General features: G+C 66.4%; 19 protein-coding genes and 1 pseudogene. 12 read left to right on the top strand and 8 right to left on the bottom strand.

Annotated elements, in window-relative coordinates:
* Positions 1 to 148: 148 nt before the first annotated feature.
* The 3 genes from LL962_RS18660 to LL962_RS18670 are packed head-to-tail and all read right to left on the bottom strand — an operon-like array spanning position 149 to position 2,509.
* Positions 149 to 403, bottom strand: coding sequence for a DUF6587 family protein (locus LL962_RS18660; protein ID WP_228317996.1), 255 nt, complete (start codon positions 401 to 403; stop codon positions 149 to 151).
* 1 nt (position 404) lies between these two features.
* Positions 405 to 2,264 carry a ferrous iron transporter B gene (gene feoB, locus LL962_RS18665; protein WP_228317997.1) on the bottom strand — a complete coding sequence of 620 codons (1,860 nt, stop codon included), beginning with the start codon at positions 2,262 to 2,264 and terminating at the stop codon, positions 405 to 407.
* Positions 2,261 to 2,509, bottom strand: coding sequence for a FeoA family protein (locus tag LL962_RS18670; protein WP_104588838.1), 249 nt, complete (start codon positions 2,507 to 2,509; stop codon positions 2,261 to 2,263). Before LL962_RS18670 ends, feoB begins: the two co-directional genes overlap by 4 nt.
* A gap of 116 nt (positions 2,510 to 2,625) precedes the next feature.
* Between LL962_RS18670 and LL962_RS18675 the strand changes: the two genes are divergently transcribed.
* The 5 genes and pseudogenes from LL962_RS18675 (at position 2,626) to LL962_RS18695 (ending at position 6,329) form a co-directional block, all read left to right on the top strand.
* A complete protein-coding gene (locus LL962_RS18675; protein WP_228318020.1) occupies positions 2,626 to 3,423 on the top strand; it encodes an enoyl-CoA hydratase-related protein in 798 nt (265 codons plus the stop codon).
* Between the two features lie 55 nt (positions 3,424 to 3,478).
* Complete coding sequence (locus LL962_RS18680; RefSeq protein WP_228317998.1) at positions 3,479 to 4,375, top strand: hydroxymethylglutaryl-CoA lyase; 897 nt, start codon at positions 3,479 to 3,481, stop codon at positions 4,373 to 4,375.
* A 110-nt stretch (positions 4,376 to 4,485) separates the two neighbouring features.
* Positions 4,486 to 5,256, top strand: a complete 771-nt coding sequence (locus LL962_RS18685) for an SDR family NAD(P)-dependent oxidoreductase (protein WP_104588841.1) — start codon at positions 4,486 to 4,488, stop codon at positions 5,254 to 5,256.
* Positions 5,257 to 5,376: 120 nt separating this feature from the next.
* Positions 5,377 to 5,943: an elongation factor P-like protein YeiP gene (yeiP, locus tag LL962_RS18690; RefSeq protein ID WP_228317999.1), complete on the top strand. Its 567-nt coding sequence runs from the start codon at positions 5,377 to 5,379 to the stop codon at positions 5,941 to 5,943.
* Positions 5,943 to 6,329: pseudogene (locus tag LL962_RS18695) on the top strand (hypothetical protein). The gene yeiP and the pseudogene LL962_RS18695 overlap by 1 nt, the downstream one beginning before the upstream one ends.
* Before the next feature lie 431 nt (positions 6,330 to 6,760).
* Here the strand turns inward: LL962_RS18695 and LL962_RS18700 are convergent.
* The 3 genes from LL962_RS18700 to LL962_RS18710 are packed head-to-tail and all read right to left on the bottom strand — an operon-like array spanning position 6,761 to position 10,387.
* The gene (locus LL962_RS18700; protein WP_228318000.1) at positions 6,761 to 8,644 is read right to left on the bottom strand and encodes a DUF7844 domain-containing protein; all 1,884 of its coding nucleotides are present in this window, start codon (positions 8,642 to 8,644) and stop codon (positions 6,761 to 6,763) included.
* Positions 8,641 to 8,934, bottom strand: a complete 294-nt coding sequence (locus LL962_RS18705) for a DUF2388 domain-containing protein (RefSeq protein ID WP_104588845.1) — start codon at positions 8,932 to 8,934, stop codon at positions 8,641 to 8,643. Before LL962_RS18705 ends, LL962_RS18700 begins: the two co-directional genes overlap by 4 nt.
* Positions 8,935 to 8,968: 34 nt before the next feature.
* Positions 8,969 to 10,387 carry an FAD-binding oxidoreductase gene (locus LL962_RS18710; RefSeq protein ID WP_228318001.1) on the bottom strand — a complete coding sequence of 473 codons (1,419 nt, stop codon included), beginning with the start codon at positions 10,385 to 10,387 and terminating at the stop codon, positions 8,969 to 8,971.
* A 208-nt stretch (positions 10,388 to 10,595) separates the two neighbouring features.
* On the opposite strand from LL962_RS18710, the gene serA reads away from it, so the two are divergent.
* Entirely contained in the window at positions 10,596 to 11,837 is a 1,242-nt protein-coding gene (gene serA, locus LL962_RS18715; RefSeq protein ID WP_228318002.1) for a phosphoglycerate dehydrogenase, read from the top strand.
* Between the two features lie 315 nt (positions 11,838 to 12,152).
* On the opposite strand, the gene LL962_RS18720 is transcribed toward serA, so the two are convergent.
* Entirely contained in the window at positions 12,153 to 12,701 is a 549-nt protein-coding gene (locus LL962_RS18720) for an NUDIX hydrolase (RefSeq protein WP_228318003.1), read from the bottom strand.
* A 176-nt stretch (positions 12,702 to 12,877) separates the two neighbouring features.
* Here LL962_RS18720 and LL962_RS18725 point away from each other — a divergent pair, with 176 nt between their 5' ends.
* From LL962_RS18725 to LL962_RS18750, 6 genes are all read left to right on the top strand, one after another.
* Positions 12,878 to 14,353: an amino acid permease gene (locus LL962_RS18725; RefSeq protein ID WP_228318004.1), complete on the top strand. Its 1,476-nt coding sequence runs from the start codon at positions 12,878 to 12,880 to the stop codon at positions 14,351 to 14,353.
* Between the two features lie 75 nt (positions 14,354 to 14,428).
* A complete protein-coding gene (locus LL962_RS18730) occupies positions 14,429 to 15,859 on the top strand; it encodes an amino acid permease (RefSeq protein ID WP_104588850.1) in 1,431 nt (476 codons plus the stop codon).
* 83 nt (positions 15,860 to 15,942) lie between these two features.
* Positions 15,943 to 16,596, top strand: coding sequence for a methylthioribulose 1-phosphate dehydratase (locus LL962_RS18735; protein ID WP_104588851.1), 654 nt, complete (start codon positions 15,943 to 15,945; stop codon positions 16,594 to 16,596).
* Between the two features lie 34 nt (positions 16,597 to 16,630).
* Positions 16,631 to 17,197: a 1,2-dihydroxy-3-keto-5-methylthiopentene dioxygenase gene (locus LL962_RS18740; RefSeq protein WP_228318005.1), complete on the top strand. Its 567-nt coding sequence runs from the start codon at positions 16,631 to 16,633 to the stop codon at positions 17,195 to 17,197.
* A gap of 2 nt (positions 17,198 to 17,199) precedes the next feature.
* Positions 17,200 to 17,898 carry an acireductone synthase gene (gene mtnC / locus LL962_RS18745; protein WP_104588853.1) on the top strand — a complete coding sequence of 233 codons (699 nt, stop codon included), beginning with the start codon at positions 17,200 to 17,202 and terminating at the stop codon, positions 17,896 to 17,898.
* A 129-nt stretch (positions 17,899 to 18,027) separates the two neighbouring features.
* The gene (locus LL962_RS18750; RefSeq protein ID WP_441004884.1) at positions 18,028 to 19,113 is read left to right on the top strand and encodes a C13 family peptidase; all 1,086 of its coding nucleotides are present in this window, start codon (positions 18,028 to 18,030) and stop codon (positions 19,111 to 19,113) included.
* Between the two features lie 174 nt (positions 19,114 to 19,287).
* Here the strand turns inward: LL962_RS18750 and LL962_RS18755 are convergent, their stop codons facing one another.
* Positions 19,288 to 20,874 (bottom strand): calcineurin-like phosphoesterase C-terminal domain-containing protein, encoded by a 1,587-nt coding sequence (locus tag LL962_RS18755; RefSeq protein ID WP_228318007.1) that lies wholly within the window; start codon positions 20,872 to 20,874, stop codon positions 19,288 to 19,290.
* Between the last annotated feature and the right edge of the window lie 33 nt (positions 20,875 to 20,907).

A 20,907-nucleotide genomic window follows, 5' to 3' on the forward strand; every position in this document is an offset into this window, starting at 1 on the left:
CGGCCGCGCAAGTGTAGCCGAGCTTGCGGGGCTCAGTGCTTGCGGGGCGGCGTCGGGCCGCAGTTGTCGCAACCACCAGCAAACGCATCTGCCATCCCCTGTCATGCCGCGTCCTGCGGCCGCGCAAGTGTAGCCGAGCTTGCGGGGCTCAGTGCTTGCGGGGCGGCGTCGGGCCGCAGTTGTCGCAACCACCGCAGGACGCACCGCCCTGGCTGGCCGGCGGCGCGACGCGGCGGCCAAGCGCCCGCATCCAGGCGGGCCGCCCTTCGCGCAACAACACGAGCGCGAGCGCACCACGCAGGCGCCGCACCGTACCGGGGAACTGCTTCTTCATCACCACCCATACGCTGATCAGGACCGCGGCGGCGATGACCACGTACTGCAGGGTGAGCGAGAGTTCCATCTCAGCCGGCACCGAGCGCTACTGCCAACTGGTAGGTCACCAGCGAGGCGAGATAGGCCAGCGCGAACAGGTAGACCGCGCTGACGGTCATCTGCTTCCACGAGTTGGTTTCGCGCTTGATCGTGGCCAGGGTGGAGATGCACATCGGCGCATAGATGTACCAGACCAGCAGCGACAACGCGGTGGCCAGCGACCAGCCGTCGCTGATCAACGGCGACAAGGCCTGCGCGGCGGCATCGTCGTCGGCGGCCGACAGCGCATACACCGTGGCCAGCGAGGCCACCGCCACTTCGCGTGCGGCCAGGCCTGGGATCAGCGCGATGCAGATCTGCCAGTTGAAGCCCAGTGGCGCGAAGAACACCGCCATTGCGTGACCGATGCGACCGGCGAAGCTGTAGTCGATCGCCGGCAAGGTGGCATTGGCCGGCGCCGCCGGGAACGAGAGCAGGAACCACAGCAGGATGGTCAGCGCCAGGATGATGCCGCCCACGCGCTTGAGGAAGATCCAGGCGCGCTCCCACAGCCCCAGGGCCATATCGCGCAACTGCGGCACGCGGTAGGACGGCAGCTCCAGCATCAGCGGGTGCTCGCTCTTGTCACGGCGCCATTTCTTCATTGTCCACGACACCAGCAGCGCACTGACGATGGCCGCGGCGTACAACCCGAACAGCACCAGTCCCTGCTGGTTGAAGATGCCCCACACCGTCTTCTGCGGAATGAAGGCACCGATCAGCAGCGCGTACACCGGCAGGCGCGCCGAGCACGTCATCAACGGCGCGACCATGATGGTGGCGAGCCGGTCGCGGGGGTCCTGGATGCTGCGCGTGGACATGATGCCCGGCACCGCGCAGGCGAAGCTCGACAGCAGCGGAATGAACGAACGCCCGGACAACCCGGCCGCAGCCATCATGCGGTCCAGCAGGAAGGCCGCACGCGGCAGGTAACCGGATTCCTCCAGCGCCAGGATGAAGGCGAACAGGATCAGGATCTGCGGCAGGAAAATAATCACCCCGCCCAGGCCGGCGATGATGCCGTCCTTGAGCAGGCTGTTGAGCGGGCCTTCCGGCAAGGTGGTGCCGACCCATTCGCCCAGCGCAGCGGTGCCGGCATCGATCAGGTCCATCACCGGCGTGGCCCAGGCATACACCGCCTGGAAGATCAGGAACATCACCACCGCCAGCGTCACCAACCCCCAGAGCGGATGCAGCAACCAGCGATCCAGCGCGTCGTCCACCCGCGAGGTGCGTGCGGGCATGGTCACTGCCGCATCCAGTATCTGCCGTACCAGCGCGTGATAATTGCCGTCGGCCGGCGGGGTGGCGGTCGGCACGGCCAGGCTGCTCGCCTGCGCATCCAGCCGCTCCACCAGCGCCTTCGCGCCGCCACGCCGTACCGCCACGGTTTCGACCACCGGCACACCCAGCGCCTGCTCCAGCGCCGGCAGATCGATGACGATGCCGCGCCGCTGCGCGGCGTCGACCATGTTCAGCGCCACGATCATCGGCCGGCCCAACTCGCGCAACTCCAGCGCAAAGCGCAGGTGCAGGCGCAGATTGGTCGCGTCCATCACGCACACCAGCACGTCCGGTGCCGGCTCGCCCGGGTAGAAGCCGCGGCACAGATCGCGGGTGATCGCCTCGTCCAGGCTGGCCGGTTGCAGGCTGTAGGCGCCTGGCAGATCCAGTACCGCGAAGTCGCGCCCGGACGGTGCGCGAAAATGCCCTTCCTTACGTTCGACGGTGACGCCGGTGTAATTGGCGACCTTCTGCCGACTGCCGGTGAGCTGGTTGAACAATGCGGTCTTGCCGCTGTTGGGGTTGCCCACCAGTGCCAGGCGCAACGGAACCGCGGCCGCGTTCATGCCGAACCCCCTTGTTCGCGCACCTGCACCCGTGCGGCCTCGCTGCGCCGCAGGGCGAAGCGCGTGTAGCCCACCTGCACCAACAAGGGTTCACGACCGACCGGTCCGGTCGCCAGCACGGTGACCTCCTCCCCGGCGACGAAGCCAAGCTCGCGCAGGCGCCGCGCGATCGTGTCGTTGGGGAGACGATCCTCCACGGAGTCCACGATGGCGGCACGGTGCAGGGGCATGTCGGACAACGTCACAAAGACGGCCTGATTGTTAGGAATGGTTCTCAATTCTAGCATCGACGCACCGCGTCATGGCTCCGGCGAGCCGTGCCGTTATCATGGTTCGCATCCCATTCATGGACGCATGCGCAATGCAGGACACCGGCTTGATCGTCGAGGACCAGGGACCGGTCCGCACCTTGCGGTTGCATCGCCCCGCCGTACACAACGCCTTCGATGCGACGCTGATCGCCGCGCTCACCGAGGCCTTGCAGCAGGCGGGCAGCGCCCCGCAGATTCGCGTGGTGGTGCTGACCGGTGCCGGCGATGCATTCTCCGCAGGCGCAGACCTGAACTGGATGCGCGGCATGGCCAACGCCAGCGAGGCGGAGAACGCCGCCGATGCGCTGGCGCTGGCGCGCCTGATGCGCACGCTCGACGAACTTGCCAAACCCACGATTGCGCGCGTCAACGGCGCCGCCTTCGGTGGCGGCGTGGGCCTGGTGGCCTGTTGCGATATCGCCATCGGTTGCACCGAGGCGCGTTTCGGCCTGACCGAGAGCAAGCTCGGATTGCTGCCGGCCGTGATTTCGCCCTACGTGGTCGCCACCATCGGCGCGCGCCAGGCGCGGCGCTGGTTCGCCACCGCCGAAATCTTCGATGCCGGCACCGCACAGCAACTGGGCCTGCTGCATCAGCTGGTGGCGGCCGATCAGCTGGACACGGCGGTGGAACGCCAGGTCCGGCTGCTGCTGGCGGTTGCGCCGCTGGCCGCCAGCAATGCCAAGGCCTTGGTGCGTTCGGTCCTGCCGGCCGCCGATCGCGATGCCGTCGATGCCGCCAACGCCGCCTGGATCGCGCGCCTGCGCGTCTCGCCCGAGGGCCAGGAGGGCCTGGGCGCGTTTCTCGACAAGCGCACTCCCGCCTGGATGCCGGAGAGCGTGGCGTGAGCGCAACCGACCATCTCGAGCTCGCCTGCGGCAACCTGCACGGCGACCCGGTCGCATGAGCGACTTCGTCCGCATCGTCGAAGTGAGCCCACGCGATGGACTGCAGAACGAGGCGCAACCGATCGCCACCGCCGACAAGATCGCGCTGATCGATCGCTTGTCGGCCACCGGTCTGCGCACCATCGAAGCCACCAGCTTCGTCAGCCCGCGCTGGGTGCCGCAACTGGCCGACGCCGCCGAGGTGTTCGCCGGCATCGCACGGACGCCTGACATCGCCTATCCGGTGCTGGTGCCGAATCTGCAGGGTTACACGCGTGCGCATGCCGCCGGCGCGCGCGAGGTGGCGGTGTTCACTGCCGCATCGGAGACGTTCAATCGCACCAACACCAATGCCGGCATCGACGAATCGATCGAACGGTTCCGGCCGATCCTGGAGCGGGCCGGTATCGACGGCGTGCGGGTACGCGGCTACGTGTCCACGGTGCTGGGCTGCCCCTACCAGGGCGAGGTGCCGGTGGCCGACGTGGTGAATGTCGCGCAACGGCTGCATGCGCTTGGCTGCTACGAAATCTCGCTGGGCGACACCATCGGCGTCGGCACCCCGCGCAAGGCGCGCCAGATGCTCGCCGCCGTGGCGCAGGAGGTGCCGATGCAGGCACTGGCCGTGCATTTCCATGACACCTATGGGCAGGCGCTGGCCAATATCGCCGCCTGCCTGGAGCAGGGCGTGCGCGTGGTCGATGCCGCCGTGTCCGGTGCCGGCGGCTGCCCGTACGCCAAGGGCGCCAGCGGTAATGTCGCCAGCGAAGACGTGGTGTACCTGCTGCAGGGCCTGGGCATGCCCACCGGCATCGACCTGCCTGCCCTCGCCCGCACCGGCCGCTGGCTGGCGCAACTGCTGGGCCGCGAGACCGGCAGCAAAGCGGGCAAGGCGCTGGCGGCGGCTGACTGAGGTCTTCGCCGCGCAGGTATCACCACCACGATCGCGCAAAGGCTTCGGCTAGAATTGCCGGCCGCGCGCGCTCCATCCGCGAGCTCAACGCTTCTACAGGGAACCATGCCATGCAGCCAGCTTCTGTCCTTGCCGTCATCACCGGCGGCGTGTCCGGCCTGGGCCTGGCGGTGGCGCAACGCATCGTGGCCGATGGCGGCAAGGTGGCGTTGTTCGACGTCAATGCCGACAAGGCCGACGCGGCGTTGGCCCTGCTCGGTTCCGGCAATGCGCACTACTTCGCCACCGATGTCACCGACGAGGCGCAGGTGTCGGCCAATATCGCGCAGGCTGCGCAGGTACTGGGCGGACTCAACCTGGTGGTGAATTGCGCCGGCATCCTGGGCGCCGGCCGCGTACTGGGCAAGGAGGCGCCAATGCCGCTGGCGACCTTCCGTACCACCGTGCTGGTCAATCTGGTCGGCAGCTTCAATGTCGCCAAGGCTGCGGCCGATGTGATGCAGCACAACCCCGCTGGCGAGGATGGCGAGCGCGGCGTGATCATCAATACCGCATCGGTGGCTGCGTTCGAGGGCCAGATCGGCCAGGCCGCCTATGCCGCCAGCAAGGGCGGCGTGGTCGGCATGACCCTGCCGATGGCGCGCGAGCTGGCGCGCTTCGGCATCCGCGTGATGACGATTGCCCCTGGCGTGTTCTGGACCCCGATGGTCGACGGCATGCCCGAAGCGGTACAGCAGTCGCTGTCCGCGGCGATCCCGTTCCCCTCACGCCTGGGCCAACCCGACGAATACGCCGACACCGTCGCCTTCATCCTGCGTAACCGCTACCTCAACGGCGAAGTCATTCGCCTGGATGGCGGTGTGCGGTTGGCGCCCAAGTAGCCGGGATTGGGAATTCGGGATTTGGGATTCGTCACAGCAAGAACCCCGCACCCTTCCCGCCTCCTGCAATCCTGCTTTTGCCAATCCCGAATCCCCACTCCCCAATCCCTGACTCAACCCATGAAAGCCAACGACATCAAGAAAGGCAACGTCGTCGAATACAACGGCGGCATCTACCAGATCCGCGACATCGAGCGTAGCTCCCCGCAGGGGCGCGGCGGCAATGTGCGATTCCGTTTCATCATGTACAGCGTGCCCGGCGGCGCCAAGCTGGACGCCAGCTTCGATGCCGACGACAACCTGCCTGAGGTCGAACTGCTGCGCCGTCAGTCGACGTTCTCTTACAAGGATGGCGAGGCGTTCGTGTTCATGGACGACGAAGACTTCACCCCATACACGCTGGACGCGGACGTGATCGGCACCGATGCCGGCTACATCACCGATGGCCTGACCGGCATCTATGTGCAGGTGATCGACGACCAGCCGGTGGCCGTGCAGCTGCCGCAGACGGTGACGCTGGAAGTGGTGGAAACCCCGCCCGAGCTCAAGGGCGGCACCGCCACCAAGCGCCCGAAGCCGGCCAAGCTCAGTACCGGCATGGAAATCATGGTGCCCGAGTACATCAGCAACGGCGAACGCGTGCTGGTCAACACCACCACCGGCGAATTCGCCGGCCGCGCCGACTGATGCTGCGCCTGCTCGCAGCCCTGTCGCTGGGGCTGCTGGCTGCCTGCACCGCCAAACCGGTACCGACACCCGCGTCGGCGCCGGCTGCGGCAACCTGCACCGACCCCAAGGTGGAGGAAGAATGGCTGCAGCACCCGGCCGGCCTGTGCGGCATGCCCGACGACGTACGTGCGCTGGTGGACGACTACGATACCTGTGTGCATTTCGCTGGCGAAGAACCCTACGACGCCGATCGCCACCACGAGATCGAAGTGGCAGTTGCGCAGTTCTGCACACCGGCACCGGCACGTCTGGCCAAGCTGATGTAGCAGTACCGCAACGATGCGCACATCAGCCAATGGCTGCGCCAGTATGCGGTGCAAGCGGACCTGCAACCCGCCGGCTGAGGTATCCCTTCACCCCTCGGGACCTTGCTCCCCTTTATAGGAAGAAGGTAGCGCATAGCGCCGGATGAAGGTAAGGGCGAAGCCTCGTGCAGTTGGACCTGCACGTTAGCTTCGAACCGTACCCTCACCCCAACCCCTCTCCCCACGGGAGAGGGGCTCTTCGCCGCAACTGTCGGGTGCAGTGCTTGCTTCCCTTCTCCCGCCGGGAGAAGGTGGCGCGTAGCGCCGGATGAGGGTACGGGCGAAGCCTCGTGCAGTGGGAATAACACGAGAGCTTCGCTGCGTACCCTCACCTCACCCTCGATCCGCGCCCCGGCCCGCGCTTGCAACGCAGGCGCTTCAAGGCACGCGCGCCAGTGGTGCGGAAGCCGTGCCTCCTCTCCCCATCGGGAGCGGGACTCGTACTGCGCCCCTCCCCGTAGCCAGGTTCGCTATTGCACCTGCAGAGGCATGCGCATGTCCGGCTGCACGTTGTCGGCGGCCACATCACCGCGCGCAAGCCCACGCAGGCGTGTGCGCAACTGCGCCACATTCGCCTCACCCTGCTCCAATCCACTGCGCAGGTTGCCCGGCAAGTGCTGGCGGCCCAGGAGCTGCAGCTGCTTCCAGCCGCCGACCAGTACCTCGCTGTCCTGCGCCACGCGCGCACTCAGTTGTTGCTGCTCGTCTGCCTGCGGCAAGCCATATCCAGTGCTCCCCAACAGGATCGCGGGATGACTGAGTTGCGCTTCGCGCGCAAACAGCGACTGCAGCTGCCCCTGCATTGTTTCGCGCCCCACCACGCCCGCTTGCAGCAGACGCTTGAGCGCATCGCGTGCCAGCAACTCCTGGCGACGCAGGGCCGCCTGCTCCAGCAGCAGTGCCGCCGCGGTCGCGCGCAGGCCGCCGCGATCGAACCACTGCGCGCGCGCCTGTGGCGACGCATCCAGCCACTGCGCCACACGCGTCTGCGGCACCGGCCAGCCGCGCCGGAGCACATCGAACATCGCCTGGTAATGCGCGGCGGCCGACTCGAAGTAATAGCCCTGGCGCGTCGCCTGCGCACGGTCGTCCAGCACGCGCAGGTCGGCGATGCCCGCACGTTGCAGGCGCTTGCGCACACCGCGCGGCGTGATCGAGGACAGATCGGCTGCGGCCAGCCGCGGCACGCCATCGTGCAGCAGCTTGTAGGTTTCCACCGCGCAGTTGTTGCTGACGAAGTAATAGCGTCCGTCGTAATTCCAATGCACCTGTGCAGCGCGTGCGAGTAGCTCCGCGATCTCTGCAGGCGTCAGCGCCAGTGGCACCGAGGACAGGGCACGCAGTTCCACCTTGGTGTATTCGTCCACCACCTGATTCAACGGCAGCACGAACAAGCGCGAGGGGTACGCGCCGGTGAGCCCGCGCCAGCTGGAAATCTGCACATCGCCGACGAAGGCGCGGAACGACAGCACCCGGTGGTATTGCAGGTCCAGCCGGCACGCCGGCCCCGGCGCGCGACCGGGCGCGCAGATCACCAGCCGCAGCATGCTGTGGCCCCAGCGGCTCATCGGCTGCTGGTTGCCTTCGGCAAGCAGGTAGTCCACGGCATAGACACGCGCCGGGTCCAGCATCAGCAACGACATCGCGCCGGCATCGTTGTCGGCCTGCAGGTACGGTAGCGCCGCGGCGCAGCGAGCGCTTCCCTGCGGCGACCCCAACTGCTGCGAAAACCAGGCCGCCAGTGCAGGACGCCGGCAGGCATAGTCCGGATCCAGCACGAAATGTTCGAGATTGACCGCGACGAACTCGGCCGGATTCTGCCGCTCATAGTCGTCGGGACTGCGATCGCTGAAGTTGTTGGCGCCACGCCCGATGCGCCAGGGCCGCACCTGCCAGCCCGCCAGATCGCGCAGACGCGGATCGCGCGACAACACGCTGCCGGCACCACGGTCGAGCACATGCGCCAGCTCGTGCACCATGGCGGCCATTGCCGCGCGCGTGGCCGGCATGGCCGCATCGTCGCGATCGCCGGCCGGCTGCGCGCTCCAGGCCTGCAACAAGGCCCGATCCAGCAGAACACGCCTGCCGATCGCGCGGCCATGCACCCGCGCGGGCAGATCGTGACGCCATTCCAGCTGGATCGGCGCCACGCTGCGCTGCGCCCACTGCGGCGGCAAGCGTCGCAGCACCAGCGTCACCAGAGCCTCGCTGGCGGCGCGCTCGGCCTCACTCAGGTCGGCCGATGCCGGCACGAGTTGCAGCGTGGGCCGCTGCTGCTCCTGCGCGTGCACCTGCGACGCCGCTGCGATCACTGCGGCCAGCCACAGCCACCGACGCCAGCGGCGGCGCTTCACTGCGCCAGGATGGACTGCGCCAGTTCCAGATCGCTGGCCAGGCGCGCCGCATCGCTGCGTGCGCGCAGTTGCAGCAGTGCCGCTTCCAGGCGCGCGCCACGGATGGCGCCGTTGCTGGCGACGAAGCCGGCGGCGTCTTCGCGCGCGTCGGCAACCACCTTGTCGTCGCCGGAACTGCTGCTATTGGACGAACCGGCCGACGAGGCGCCAGCCGAGGTGCCGGCCAGGCTGGAGGCGAACGCTGCCAGCGGCAGCACGGTCAATGCACAGAACACAAGAGAGCGCATCATCGGCATGTCGTTTCCATGTGAAGGTGCGGGAAGACTAACCGGCGGGCGCGCTTCCGGGCGCGTCATGCATCTCGAACAGCTTGCCTGGATTCAGCAACAGACGCGGGTCCAGCACCTGCTTGATGCCGCGCATCAGCGCGATTTCCGCGGCCGAGCGCGTGCTCCACAGATACGGCTTCTTGACCAGACCGATGCCGTGCTCGGCCGAAATACTGCCACCGCAGCGCTGCAGGGCCTGCGCCAGCAGCTTGGTGACCTGATCGCAGGCGGCCACGAAGTCGGCCTGGCTGGTGGCATCGGGCTTGAGCACATTGATATGCAGATTGCCGTCACCGATATGACCGAACCACACCACGTCGAAGTGCGGATACGCCTCGCCCAGCAAGGCCTGGGTATCGGCCAGGAACGCGGGCATCGCCGAAATGCGCACCGATACGTCGTTCTTGTACGGCGTGTAGCGCGCCAGCGCTTCGGTGATGCCCTCGCGCAGCCGCCACAACTGCGCGGCCTGCGCATCGCTCTGGCTGATCACCCCGTCGCTGACCCAGCCCTGCTCCATGCAGGTCTCGAAGGCCGCCATCGCGGCCGCTTCCTGTGCCTCGTCGCCAGCAGCGAACTCGGTGACCACGTAGTACGGATGGACCTGCGCGAAAGGCGCCTGCGCGCCGTGCGCCAGCACATGCTCCAGCGCACGATCGGTGAAGAACTCGAATGCCTCCAGACGCAATTGCGCGCGGAATGCGGCGAACACCTGCATCAGCACGTCGAACGACGGCAATGCCAGCAGCATCACATTGCCGGGCGGCGGCGGATCGGTCAGCCGCAGGGTCGCTTCCACCACGATGCCGAGGGTCCCTTCCGAGCCGATCATCAGATGCCGGAAATCGTAGCCGCTGGAGTTCTTGATCAGCGCGTTATTGAGCTCGATCACCTCGCCGGCACCGGTGACCACTTTCAGGCCGGCCACCCACTCGCGCGTGTTGCCGTAGCGGATCACCCGGATGCCGCCGGCATTGGTGGCGATGTTGCCGCCGATCGAACACGAACCGCGGGCAGCGAAATCCACCGGGTAGATCAACCCGTGTTCGCGGGCGGCGTTGTGCACCGCTTCCAGCGGCATGCCCGCCTGCACGGTGAGCGTGCGATCCACCGCGTTGAAGTCCAGCGGCTTGTTCAGGCGTTCCAGGCTCAGCACCAGCTCGCCGTTGGCGGCCACTGCGCCGCCGGAGAGACCGGTGCGGCCGCCCGAGGGCACCACGGCCACGTCCTGCGCATTCGCCCAGCGCATCACAGCCTGCACCTCGTCCACCGATCCCGGCAGCGCGATGGCCAACGGGTTGGGGGTCCAGCGCCGGGTCCAGTCGCGCCCGTAGTGCTCCAGGTCGGCCGGCTCGGTTTTCAAACGCAACGCGGGCACGGCCTGTTGCAAGGAAACAATGCGGGGATCGGTCATGGCGCGCGGCACGGCGGTAGGAACCGCACAGCGTGCCAGTGTGCGTCGGCCCCGTCCAGCTGCGATGCGCTGCGCCGGCGCGGTGTTGGATTCAGCTGAAACCGTTGCAGCGCAAGGGCCGCAACGCATTGGCGCGGTCGCTGCGACTGCCAAATCCGGCACCCCATCTGGCATAGTTGCCGGCCCGATTGCTGCAGTGCGCTCCCCCATGTCGCCGAAGAGAACCTCGTTTCCCAAACAGGACATTCGCGTCCTGTTGCTGGAAGGCATCAGCCCGACCGCCGTGGATGTGTTCCGCGCCGCCGGTTATTCGCAGATCGAGCTGCACGCCAAGTCGTTGCCGGAAGACGAACTGATCGCGCGCATCGCCGAAGCGCATATCGTCGGTATCCGCTCGCGCACCCAGCTGAGCGCCGAGGTGCTGGCGCATGCCAAGCGCCTGATCGCCATCGGCTGCTTCTGCATCGGCACCAACCAGGTGGACCTGGAGGCGGCCGAGCTGGCCGGCATTCCGGTGTTCAATGCGCCCTACTCCAACACGCGCAGCGTGGCCGAACTGGTCATCGCCGAAGCGATCCTGCTGTTGCGCGGCATTCCGCAGAAGAATGCCGAGTGCCATCGCGGCGGTTGGTCCAAGTCTGCCGCCGGCAGCCACGAAACGCGCGGCAAGGTGTTTGGCATCATTGGCTACGGGCACATCGGCACCCAGGTCGGCGTGCTGGCCGAGTCGCTGGGCATGCAGGTGATCTTCCACGACATCGAAACCAAGCTGTCGCTGGGCAACGCACGCGCGGCCATCGACCTGGACGACCTGCTCGGCCGCGCAGACGTGGTGACGCTGCACGTGCCGGAAACGCCGTCCACCAGGGACATGATCGGCGCGGCCGAAATCGCCCGCATGAAGCCCGGTGCACACCTGATCAACGCCTCGCGCGGCACCGTCATCGATATCGCGGCGCTGGATGCGGCACTGCGCTCCGGCCAGATCGGCGGCGCGGCGGTGGACGTGTTCCCGATCGAGCCCAAGGGCAATGGCGACGCGTTCGAGTCGCCGCTGACCGCGCACGACAACGTGATCCTGACTCCGCACGTGGGCGGCAGTACGCTGGAAGCGCAAGACAACATCGGCGTCGAAGTGGCCGCCAAACTGGTGCGCTACAGCGACAACGGCAGCACGCTATCGGCAGTGAACTTCCCCGAAGTGACGCTACCCGAGCATGCCGACAGCCTGCGCCTGCTGCACATCCATCGCAACGTGCCGGGCGTGCTGTCGCAGATCAACGAACTGTTCTCGCGCCACAACGTCAACATCGACGGCCAGTTCCTGCGCACCGATCCCAAGGTTGGCTACGTGGTGATCGATGTCAGTGCCAGCGAAGCGCAGGCCACCGCGATGAAGGAAGGCTTGGCTTTGATCGAAGGGACCTTGCGGACGCGGATCTTGTATTGATCCGTTGATGCAAGAGTGCCCCTCATCCGGCGCGTTGCGCCACCTTCTCCCGCAGGCGGGAGAAGGTAATGCAGGTCGCCCTTCTGCCGCTTGCCCCCTCCCCGTCCAACTCCCTTCTCCCGCTTGCGGGAGAAGGCAATGCAGGTTGCCCTTCTGCCGCTTGCCCCCTTCCCGTCCAACTCCCTTCTCCCGCTTGCGGGAGTAAGGCAGTGCAGGTCGCCCTTCTGCCGCTAGCTCCTTCCCCGGCCTACTCCCTTCTCCCGCTTGCGGGAGAAGGTGCCCGCAGGGCGGATGAGGGCGCGCGCCCAGCACCCATCACACGCCTAGGGCCATCCACTTCTCGGCCATGCGCCGCATCGACGGATCCAGCTCAGGCTCGGCCAATAGGTCGGCGATCGGCCGCCACGCCAAAGCGAGCGACTCTTCGCTGACCTCGAAGGTCTCATCCACACCCGCGACCACCACATAGCGCGCGTCGTAATGCCAGTGCCCGGCCACCTCGCCGCGCGCGGGGATCCAGTGGCGGTCCAGATCGAACAACTCGGCGTCTGCCAACCGCAAACCGCTCAGACCGGACTCTTCTTCGGCTTCGCGCAAGGCCACCTGCGCCAGGTCACGGTCGCCATCGGCGTGTCCACCCAGCTGCAGCCAGCGCTGCAGTTTGCGGTGGTGTGTGAGCAGGGTGCGGGCGCCATCGGCGCTCACCACCCAGGCCGAGCCGGTGAAATGACCTTCGACCCGCTCGCGCACGAACGGATCGCCAGCATCGTCCAGCAACTGTGCGAACTGATCAGCCACCACGGCTTCGTCGGGCCAGCGCGCGCGGTAGGCGGCCAGTTGCTGCCGCAGGGTTGCATCTGCCATCTGTCGCTCTCGATCGCTGGTCGCCAAATGGCCATTATCGCTATTCATGCTGCGTTTGCGCTTGTCGTGAGCGTGTAGCTTTGGCAAGGTAGGCCGCTTGCCTGTCCTATCGGGACGCGGCGCACACCTTTGCCTGGGCGCCAGCGCCCGACGCCTGCCACTTGGGGATGTACCGAATGCTGAAGTCTCTGTTGAGGGTCAAACCGATCGAGCCCGCCGCACACGTCGATGCGGGCGAACCGGTCGAAGGCAGCAGCCTGCAAGGCGAGGCCACGCTGCGACGGACCCTCACCGCCAAGCACCTGATCATGCTCGGCATCGGCGCAGTGATCGGCGCCGGCATTTTCGTCATGACCGGCCAGGCCGCGGCTAATCACGCCGGCCCAGCGGTCATGTTGTCGTTCGTGTTTGCCGGCTTGGCGTGTACGTTCGCCGGCCTGTGTTATGCCGAATTTGCAGCGATGATGCCAGTCTCCGGTAGCGCCTACTCGTATTCATACGCCACGCTCGGCGAGGGCGTGGCCTGGTTCATCGGCTGGTGCTTGGTGCTGGAGTACCTATTTGCCGGCTCTAGCGTCGCAGTCGCATGGTCGGCCTACCTGATTAGCTTCATCACCGGTACGCTTGGTCTGCCATTTCCGACGGAACTGACAGATGCGCCACTGGCCTGGACCGATGGCGCGTTCGTAGCTTCAGGCAACATCCTCAACCTTCCTGCGGTGCTAATCGTGGCAGCAGTGAGTGGGCTTTGCTACGTGGGCATCACCCAATCTGCCTTCATCAACGCGATTGTCGTGGCGATCAAGATCGCGGTGATCTGCCTGTTCGTCGGCTTTGGCGCAGCCTACATCGACCCAGCCAACTGGCATCCCTTCATTCCCGAAAACACTGGTCCCGGTGTTTTTGGCTGGAGCGGCGTGTTCCGTGCCGCCGCGATCGTCTTCTTTGCCTATATTGGCTTCGACGCAGTCTCCACCTCGGCTGGCGAAACCAAGGATCCGCAGCGGAATATGCCAATTGGCATTCTGGGTTCGCTGGCGGTGTGCACCATCATCTACATCATCGTCTGCGCAGTGCTGACCGGCCTGCTGCCCTACACCCAATTGGGGACCGCCAAGCCGGTGGCCACCGCACTGGAAGCGCACCCGCAACTGACCTGGCTCAAGACCGCAGTGGAGATCGGTGCGATCGCCGGCCTGTCCTCGGTGGTGCTGGTGATGCTGATGGCGCAGCCGCGCATCTTCTACACCATGGCCAAGGACGGTTTGATGCCCAAGCTGTTCGGCAAGGTGCATCCCAAGTTCCGCACGCCCTACGTCGGCACCGTGATCGTTGGCGTGGTCGCTGCTTCCTTGGCCGGCATGATCCCACTCAGTGTATTGGGCGAACTCGTCTCGATGGGCACCCTGCTCGCCTTCGCCACCGTCTGCGCCGGCGTGATGGTGCTGCGCTTCACCAAGCCCGACCTGCCGCGTCCGTTCCGGGTGCCGCTGGCCATGCTGATCTGCCCGCTGGGCGCCGTGGCCTGCCTGTTCCTGTTCTTCCAGGCGTTCCAGGAACACTGGAAGGTGTTCGTGGGCTGGACGGTACTCGGCCTGGTGATCTATTTCGGCTACGGCATCCGCCACAGCCGGCTGGGCAGCCGGGCCTGATCCTTTCCCAGACCGGCGCAGCGCGCCGGTCTTCTCGTTCAACGACCGCGCGCAGCGCCAAGCCGGAACCGCTTCATGTTCAAACAACTCTGGGCCACCAAGCATCCTCACGCCAGCCATGAGGCGGCCGACGGGCTGGGCCTGCAACGCGCGCTCGGTCCCTGGGGGCTGACCGCACTGGGCATCGGCGCAGTGATCGGCGGCGGCATCTTCGTCATCACCGGCCAGGCCGCGGCCGATCATGCCGGCCCGGCCATCGTGCTGTCGTTCGTGCTGGCCGCGATCTGCTGCGCATTCTGCGCCATGGCCTATGCCGAGTTCGCCGCGATGGTGCCGGTGTCCGGCAGCGCCTACACCTATACCTACGCCACCTTCGGCGAACTGGCCGCCTGGTTCATCGGGTGGATGCTGGTGCTGGAATACGGCGTGTCGGCTTCGGCGGTGGCGGTCAGCTGGACCGGCTACTTCCTCAGCCTGCTGGAGCATTTCGATATCCACCTGCCGGCGGCGCTGGTCAGCGCGCCCCTGGACGGCAAGCTGCAACCCACCGGCGCCATCGCCAACCTGCCCGCCGCCGGCATTGTCCTGCTGCTGACCTGGCTGTGCTACGTGGGGATCCGCAAGTCCTCGGCCATGAACATGGCCATGGTGATCCTGAAGACCGGGCTGATCCTGCTGGTGATCGCGGTGGGCTGGAAGTACGTGGATACCGCCAATTGGCAGCCTTTCATCCCGGCCAACGAAGGCCCCGGCAAGTACGGCATGGAGGGCGTGCTGCGCGGCGCGGCGATGGTGTTCTTCGCCTATATCGGCTTCGAGGCGGTGTCGGTGGCTGCGCAGGAATCGCACCGCCCGCAACGCGACCTGCCGATCGGCATGATGCTTTCGCTGCTGATCTGCACCGTGCTCTACATCGCCATGGCGGCGGTGATGACCGGCCTGGTGCCCTACACCCTGCTGGGCACCGACGAGCCGGTGGTGACCGCGGTGGCCGCGCATCCGCAGCTGGCCTGGCTGCGCGTGGTGGTGGAGGTGGGTGCGCTGATCGGCCTGTCGTCGGTGATCCTGGTGATGGTGATCGGGCAACCGCGCATCTTCATGATCATTGCGCGCGACGGGCTGCTGCCGTCGGTCTTCACCCGCATCCATCCCAAGTACCGTACGCCGCACATCAATACCGTGATCACCGGCGTGGGCATCGCGTTGCTGGCGGCGGTGTTTCCGCTGGATGTACTGGGCGAGTTGACCTCGATGGGTACCCTGATCGCATTCGCGGCGGTGTGTGCCGGCGTGCTGATCCTGCGCCACACCCACCCGGAGCTGCCGCGCCCGTTCCGTATGCCGGCGGCGTGGCTGATCTGCATTGCCGGCGTATTGAGCTGCCTGGCGCTGCTGTCGGCCATGACTTTGCACAACTGGATGCTGATGGGGTTGTGGACGCTCGCCGGGCTGGTGGTCTACTTCGGCTACGGCTATCGCCACAGCCGCCTGCGCGACCGGCGCTGAGCATGCACTAAGCAGGCCGGCCGTTGCGCACCACCGGCCCGCGTCCATCTGGCCGTAACCGGATGGGGCAGTAGAATAGCTGCATGAATGCGACCACTGCCCCCCTTCCCTATAGCGCCGCGCGTTTGCACGAGCTGGCGCAGTTGCTGATCGGCAACATCCGCGAGCTGGCCCAGTCCGGCTGGACACCGGCCACCAGCAGCAATTTTTCCCACCGCCTGGACGAACAGCACGCGGCGATCACTGTGTCCGGCCGCGACAAGGGCCGCCTGGTCGAAGAAGACATCATGGTGGTGGACTTTGATGGCCAGGCCGTCGGCCGCCCGTTGCGCCCGTCTGCGGAAACCCTGCTGCATACCCAGCTGTATCGACGGTTTCCGGAGATTGGCTGCGTCCTGCACACCCATTCGCCGGTGCAGACGATTGCTTCCCGCCTGTATGCAGGCAGCGGGGTGATCCGGCTGGAAGGCTACGAGCTGCTCAAGGCCTTCGATGGCAACACCACCCACGACACCGCGGTAGACGTGCCGGTGTTCGCCAACACCCAGAACATGCAGGTGCTGGCCGCGCAGGTGGAGGCGCTGCTGGACAAACAGAGCATGTGGGGGTATCTCATCGAGGGACACGGCCTGTATGCCTGGGGCCGCAACATGGCCGAGGCACGTCGTCATCTGGAGGCCTTCGAATTCCTGCTGCACTGCGAACTCGAACTGCTGAAACTGCGCGGCCCGCGCTGAGTTCCGCCCGTCCCCCTACGTGAGCCAGACCGCCATGAGCAGACTGCGAATCTTCGCCGACACCAATCCTGCCAATGCCCAGTTCGACAGCCGCGACGGCGACGCCATCGCCACCGAGCTGAAGAAGATCGGCGTGACCTTCGAACGCTGGCACGCCAGCCAGCCGGTGGAGCCAGGCGCCACGCCCGAACAGGTGATGGAGGCCTACCGCGCCGACATCGACCGTATCAGCGCCGAGCGCGGCTTCAAGACCGTGGACGTGGTGAGCATCGCGCCTGACAACCCCAAGCGCGAGGAGATGCGCGCCAAGTTCCTCGACGAGCATTTCCACAAGGAAGACGAGGTGCGGTTCTTCGTCGCTGGCTCGGGCCTGTTCACCCTGCACGTGCAGGACAAGGTCTACGAGATCGAGTGCGTCAAGGACGACCTGATCGCCGTACCCGACGGCACCTTGCACTGGTTCGACATGGGGCCGGAGCCGCATTTCGTGGCGATCCGCTTCTTCACCGAGCCGGACGGCTGGGTCGGCCACTTCACCGGCACCGAGATCGCCCAACAATTCCCCCGCTACGCCCCCGAGAAACCTCAGAAGGCCAGCTGACGATGACACGACCGCAAGCGATCCTCACCGATATCGAAGGTACGACCAGCAGCATCTCGTTCGTCAAGGACGTGCTGTTCCCGTATGCACGCCGTGCGATGCCCGCCTACGTGCGCGAACACGGCAATCATCCGCAGGTACGCCACTGGCTCAACCAGGTGGCCGACGAGATCGGCGAGGACGTGCCGGACGAGGTGTTGATCGCCACGCTGCAGACCTGGATCGACGAGGATCGCAAGCACACCGCGCTCAAGGCATTGCAGGGGCTGATCTGGGGCGACGGCTACAAGACCGCCGACTTCACGGCGCACATCTATGCCGATGCAGCGATCCAGTTGCAGGCCTGGCATGCGCAGGGGATTCCGCTGTACGTGTATTCGTCCGGCTCGGTGCCAGCGCAGAAGCTGTTCTTCGCCCATAGCGATGCCGGCGATCTGAGCGGGCTGGTCACCGACTGGTTCGATACCGAAGTGGGCTCCAAGCGCGAGAGCGCCAGCTATCGCCGTATCGCCGAACGCATCGGTGTGCCGGCTGCGGATATCCTGTTCCTGTCGGACGTGATCGAAGAACTGGATGCGGCCAGGCGCACCGGCATGCGCACCGCACTGCTGGATCGCCGCGAGGACTACCCCACCCCGCGTTCGGCCGAAGACATCGGCAGCCACCAGCGTCTGGAAAGCTTTTCGCAGCTCACGTTCTGAGCCAGCGCGGTGAGGGAAGACACCCGCCTGCCGCGCAGCGGCCGGGTGTTCCTCCAGGCGCAGCATTTCAGTCCTGCTGATACGCGTATTCGAGAGGCGTCGGCGTTGTTCCCATCGCTCCCATCCTGGTTGCCCGCGGCGCCCGCGATCCGGCTGACGCTGACGCTACTGGCACTGGCCGTTCTGCTGGGCGGTTGCCATCCCGATGCCGGCGCAGTCCTGCCTGCACCGGCCGCGCAACCGGCCGCCGAGGCGGACCCGGTCGACCAGGCCGCACTTGCCAAGGCCTTGGCGGCACTGCAGCCGCAACGCCCCGGCGTGACCGATCTGTACGTGGTCGGCTTTGCCGGCGATGCCAGCGACGATGTGTTCCGTAACGAAACGCTGTACCTTGCGCAATTGTTCGAGCGACGCTTCGATGCGCGCGGCCGGGTGGTCACCCTGGTCAACAACCCGGACAACCTGGGCGAGCAGCCGTACGCTCCGCTGGCGACCTACGACAATCTCCACGACACGCTCGCCGCAGTCGGCAAGCGTATGGACCGCAAGGAAGACGCACTGCTGCTGTTCATCACCACGCACGGCACCGAAGATCACACGCTGTATGTGCAGGTAGACGAGAACGAGGAAGATTTCATCAGCCCGCAGGATCTGCGCACCGCGCTGGACGACGCCGGGATCGTCCGACGCATCATCGTGCTGTCGGCGTGCTACTCGGGGGGCTTCATTCCTGCGTTGCGCACGCCGGACACGCTGATCCTCACCGCCGCGCGCGCGGACCGCCCCTCGTTCGGCTGCGGCAATACGTCCAATGCCACCTACTTCGGCCAGGCCTGGTTGATCGATGCGATGAATCGAACCGACGACCCGCTGGCGGCGTTCACCATGGCCAGGGCGGCCATTACCGCACGCGAGAAGCAGGAGGGCGAGCTGCCTTCATTGCCGCAGCAATCGCTGGGCGCACGTATCGCGCCAGTGCTGGCCCGCTGGCGCGCAGGGCTGGCGCTGGGGCCGGCAGTGGCGTATCCGTACCCGCCAGTGGATCGCGTACCGGATGCCGGCGGCGACACTGATGCCGGCGTCGATGCTGTACCGCAGAGCGGCGACGGCAACTCGTCCCGTGCCATCGAAAGCGCCAGCGACCGGACCGCCGCGCCTGCGACGACATCGTCCGCCACTCGTTCACCGAACGCGCCGGAACCCTCGACACGCTGAGACTAATTCTCATTTCGTCAGCGCTTGCGCTGCCTCGCTACACTTCCCGGGCCAGCCAGCGCCAAGCCAGCCAGCCAGCATCGATCCCCGCCAGCGCGCCATCGCCTGCCAGCCCGGATCCCGAAAGCGCCTCCTTCGTGGAGGCGTTCGTGTTTTCGGCAAGCGCTGCGCCCGTCAGGGCTCGGCGCGCTGCAGGCGATACACCGTGCGTGCGCTGTACTCACCGGTCGGCAAGCGTGCGCGCACCTCTACAGTATGTTCCCCGACCTCCAGCGTGGTCGGCAGCGCGGCGCGCCACAGATGGGTGGAAGGCGTGGCCTCGGGCGAGCGGTCGTAGCCACGCAGTGCATCGGCGGCATCGTCGCGCGCATTCTCGGCCAACACGCGCGGATCGGCGCGCTCTTGCCGCTTCATCGGCTGCCAGAGACCATCGTCGATGCGCATGTCCACCGCGGTATCGTCCTGGCCCATGAACACATTGGCGTAGATGCCCCAGGCTGGATACGCGCCCTGCCGCAACACCTTGGGCGCGTGCAACAGCAGCTGTGCATCGTCGGCGGCACGCGCCGCGTGATAGGCCAGCGTGTAATCGCCGCCGGGAGCGACCTTCAGCACCGCGTAGCCGTTGGGCGTGCCATCGCTCATCGTCGCATCGGGAATGCCATCGGCGTCCTTCGCGCCCGACCAGAACGCACCACAGGCAGCGCCCACGTTGTACTCGTGCAACGGACGCACGCCCGTCCACCCCTCGTCGGCGCCATGCATCACCTGCCGCTGCGTGTGGCTGTGCCCGCTCAGCACCAGCACGTGCGGAAAGTCCTTGAGCAACGCGAACAGGCGCCGGCGATCGGTATGGCGAAAGGTTTCCTGATCCGGTGCCGCATCGAACAGCGGAATGTGCATGCCCAGCACCACCAGCCGCTCGCGCGGCAGCTGCGCCAGATAGGCCTGCAGGAACGCGAATTGGTCTTCGCGCAGGCCGCCGACATACGCCGGCCTGGCGCCCGGCGTGTAGATCACATCGTCCAGGAACACGAAGCTGGCGTTGGCCTCTTCCACAGCGTAGGTGTCCGGGCCATAGACCGCGCGCCAGCTCTCCAGCGAATGCAGATCGTCACCGGCATCGAAGTTGAGGTCGTGATTGCCCGGCACATGGAACCAGGGCACGCCGAGCTGCGCGGTGACGCGGTTCAAGGCTGGATACAGGCTCAGATCGTCGCTGACGATATCGCCCAAGGTGGTTCCCAGCCGCGCCAGCTGCTTGCCGACGATGGGCGCGACGATGTCCCGGCGGTAGTAGTCCACATCGGCCAAGGTGGCGGTCTGGCTGTCGGCGAAGACCAGCATCTGGAAGCCGTTTCCGCCTGGGTCCTGCCGCGGCGTCAATGCGAAATCCCAGTTGCGGGTGCTCGTACCGGTGGCGGCGATCCCCTGGTACTTGCGCTTGGGCGAGCCCTTGGGCGCATAGTGGCGCCAGAACCCGGGCAGGCCATCGGCATTCGGGACGAAGCTGCGATCGCCCGGCTTGATCACGAAGACGGTCTGCCCTTCGCGCACCGGCAGACGGTAGTGCCCCTGCGCATCGGTGCGGACCAGTCGCTGCCCGTTGGAGACGATGACATCGGCAACACCAGGCTCATCACCGCTCCGCCCCGGTTTGCCGTCGCGCTCTTCGAACACCACGCCATCGACAACGGCATCGCGCGCGTGCGCAGCGCCTGCAAGCAGGCCAAGGGCCAGGAGGGCGAGACGAAGATGCATGGACATTCCAGCGGTGACCAGCGGCGATTGTAG

Source organism: Xanthomonas sp. NCPPB 1067 (assembly GCF_020783795.1).
GTDB classification, from domain to species: domain Bacteria; phylum Pseudomonadota; class Gammaproteobacteria; order Xanthomonadales; family Xanthomonadaceae; genus Xanthomonas; species Xanthomonas melonis.